The 695-nt window shown below is 70.1% G+C and carries 1 protein-coding gene; it reads right to left on the bottom strand.

Features of this window, described 5'->3' with window-relative positions; translation table 11 throughout:
* On the bottom strand, nt 1-669 hold a 669-nt coding region (locus ACFQSB_RS40215), incomplete at its 3' end, for an acyl carrier protein (RefSeq protein ID WP_380832618.1).
* Nucleotides 670-695: the final 26 nt, after the last annotated feature.

Raw genomic sequence — 695 nt, forward strand, 5'->3', positions numbered from 1 at the left:
CCAGCCTCGGTCGGTGGGGAAGCCGGTGATGCCATCGCGGTCGTCGACCAGGAGTTGCCACAGGTCGTCGGGGCTGGTGACCTGACCGGGGAAACGGCAGGCCATCCCGACAACGGCGATCAGATCACCAGCGGCGTCACCGGCAGGATCATCAGCAGGGCCGCCGGGCGCAGCGGCCGTGACCGGACGGCGGGCAGTGCCGCCGAACACCGTGGTGTCCAGATGCATCGCCAGCGCGCGAGGAGTGGGGTGGTCGAACACCAAGGTCGGGGTGAGCCGTAACCCCGTCACCGTGTGCAACCGGTTACGCAACTCCACCGCGGTCAGCGAATCGAACCCGAACTCCTGGAAAGGCCGATCGGCATCGATGGCCTCGGCACTGTCATGCCCCAGCGTGGCCGCCGCCTGAGCACACACCATGTCCAGCAACTGCCGCTGGCGCTGCCGCGCCGACAAACGCGCCAACGCCATCACCGGCCGCTCCACACCAACCGCACCGGCGGCATCGGCAGCACCGGTCGAACCCGCGACAGGACGCACCGCAGAACCGGCCAACTCCCGCAACAACGCCGGCAGACCCGCCCCACGCCGGCCCAACGCCGCCGCATCGAACCGAGCCGGCACCACCAACGGCCGCCCCGCCACCACAGCCGCATCCAGCAGAGCCAACCCCTGACCCGCGGTCAACCCCACCA

It is taken from the genome of Sphaerisporangium rhizosphaerae (assembly GCF_042665155.1).
Taxonomy (GTDB): domain Bacteria; phylum Actinomycetota; class Actinomycetes; order Streptosporangiales; family Streptosporangiaceae; genus Sphaerisporangium; species Sphaerisporangium rhizosphaerae.